Raw genomic sequence first — 2708 nt, forward strand, 5'->3', positions numbered from 1 at the left:
CATTGGTATTCCGGGCGAGGTCATCGTGAGTACGGTTCCGAGAATCGAACGTTTTTTTGCATACCAAGTATTTACATCTTCCTGACCTGCAATTTCCTGTACCACTCGGGCTTTGCCATTGGCAACTTCATCGTGCGATTCGGTATAAATTACTCGCTGAAAAGCATCATTATTATATTTATGCAAGATTGAATTGACAAGCACATTCATATCTCGGTCTTGGTCGTGCATCGTAATGATGGCATCTCTTACTGGATGCACAAATACAGCATCCCATTGACTGCTATAACCCAACCCTCCATCTTCTATATTGCCCGTTATACATTCTAAATTATGTAAGTCTTCGGCTACTGTAAATTTGTTGGGGTATCGGCTCTTGATTTCGGAGTTTATCCACTGAATTAGCGAATAACCTTCTTGTAAATCATTGCCAGGATTACCATCTGCGTTGACATTTCTCATATAAGGAATCATATCCATTCTGAGGCCGTCAATGTGATATTCGTCCAACCACATAAGGGCGTTATCTCTTATGTACTGACGCACTTCGCCTCTTCCATAGTCTGGACGAGTATCTCCCCACGGAGTTTTGGCTCGCCAATCGTTATAGAAATATATTCCGCCCAAACCATTTTCGCTCCAACCATCAAACTGCCACAAATCCATGTCCGAAGGGCCAAAATGATTATAGACCACATCTAAAATTACGGCAATGCCTTTTTGATGAGCTGCTTTCACGAAAGCTTTGAGGCCTTCGGGACCACCGTAGTCGCTTTCGACCGCAAATGGGTGAGCAGGATTATATCCCCACGAAAAACCGCCGGGAAACTCGGCAATGGGCATTATTTCAATGGCATTGATGCCTAATGATTTAAGGTAATTGAGGCGTTCGATGGCACTATAAAAATCGCCAGGTTTTCCATCTTCTTTGGCATTGAAAGTACCGATGTGAAGTTCGTAGATAACCATTTCGTTCTGCGACGGCATCTGAAAATTATCTTCGCCCCAATCAAACGCTGGGTTATGAATAAGCGAATTGCCAATCGAACTCGTAAGCTGGCGAGCATAAGGGTCATTGCGTAGGAAATCTCCGTTGTGGGTTTTCAATAAATACTTATATGCTTGTCCAATGGTAGCCTCCGGCACACTCACCGACCAATAGCCGTTTTCTTCGTGTACTAATGGGGTGGCATCATTTTGCCAGTCATTGAAATCTCCAACTACAAAAACTTCTTGTGCGTTTGGAGCCCAAACTCTGAAATCAACTCCACCATTGTGTGGAATAGCTCCCATGCCCGCAATTTGGCTTTTTTGATATTCGACAAGCAATTCCATAGAATATTGATTTAATGTTTCACTACTTAAATCATATTCTGAAAAACTTATACCAGTCAATATCAACTAATTATCTGTGGAAAAAAACAGCAATTATGGGGAATATATTCCACAAACTAACCACAGTGCCAAATTTCGTGGGTTTATCGCACCACTATCATACGTTTAACCGATATTTCTCTCTGAGTTTGTAAAGTGTAGAAGTACACACCCGATTCCAAATTAAGGTTTTGGAAATCGACGGTATATTCGCCTGCGGCCTTGTATTCGTCAACTAATTTATTTCGCTCAACTCCCATTATATCATGAATGCTGAGTAAAACATGACTTGCTCTTTCCAGTTTATAAGTGATTTTGGTGAAGTCGGTAAATGGATTGGGAGCATTCTGACTTAACTCCGACTGCGTGCGGCTTTCTTCATCGATTCCAGTTACTAAAACAGCCGTAGCATTATTCGATGGTAAACTTTCGTTGTGTAGGCGGTCGAATGACGTAAGGACGTATGTGTAGCGATTAGCCTTCTGCGAAATATCAGTATCGAAATACGCCGTGGTATCCTTATAAATAATACTTCTGATAGCAGCCGAATTACTAATATCGATTGTTTCGTTATCAGCAAAACGATACAGCACATAGCCTCTGATTTTTTCTAATTCTGTTGCCCCTGTCGTTGGCTTTTCCCATCTGATTTGTAAACCTGTGTTGGATAGGCTCGCTGTAAGGTTTTTAGGCGAATTGGGCGAAACAGCATCTTTCCAAAGCATTTGTGGCATTAATGCAGGGGTTTTGTAGAGTTTCGTAACCAAGGAGTCTCTAAAACCGAGTAAATTTTTATTAAGTGTATTGGTATTATAAAAGACACTACCTTGTGCTTTTGGAGTAGCCCTGACAAGCCTAATCTGTGTTGGCATTTGTGATGGATTCTGCCAAGCAGCGGCATCGGTCGAATTAATTCGGTAGGCAGCATGACCAATATACAAATGTCGGTCGAATACGTTGTTGGCCCACCACGGCACTAAGACCGAAAAATCGGCAACTGCCAGACCGATGTTCCAATAAAGTTGCGGAACAACGTAATCTATCCAACCTTTTTGCAACCAAAGTCTCGAATCACAATAAACATCGCTATAACTCTGCAAGCCTCCTGTGGCCGAGCCAAGTGGTTGTGCAGTGGTTCTATTTTGCCAAATTCCGAAAGGCGAAATGCCGAATTTCACCCACGGCTTCACGGCTTTCAGCGTATCAGCAATTGTTTTTACTAAAATATTTACATTATCTCGTCGCCAATCGGCTCGGTTTAAAATTCCTCTCGAATTTCTGTTATAAGTTGCCGAATCGTTGATGGTCAACCCTGCCGATGGATACGGATAAAA

General features: G+C 42.1%; 2 protein-coding genes. Both read right to left on the bottom strand.

Annotated features, from left to right (window positions below):
• On the bottom strand, positions 1-1335 hold a 1335-nt coding region (locus ACOVO2_RS22605), incomplete at its 3' end, for an alpha-amylase family glycosyl hydrolase (RefSeq protein WP_421772149.1).
• Positions 1336-1478: 143 nt separating this feature from the next.
• Positions 1479-2708, bottom strand: a 1230-nt coding sequence (locus ACOVO2_RS22610; protein ID WP_421772150.1) for a family 10 glycosylhydrolase, incomplete at its 5' end; no start/stop codon positions are given.

The sequence above is a fragment of the Emticicia sp. genome (assembly GCF_049241225.1).
Taxonomy (GTDB): Bacteria; Bacteroidota; Bacteroidia; order Cytophagales; family Spirosomataceae; genus Emticicia.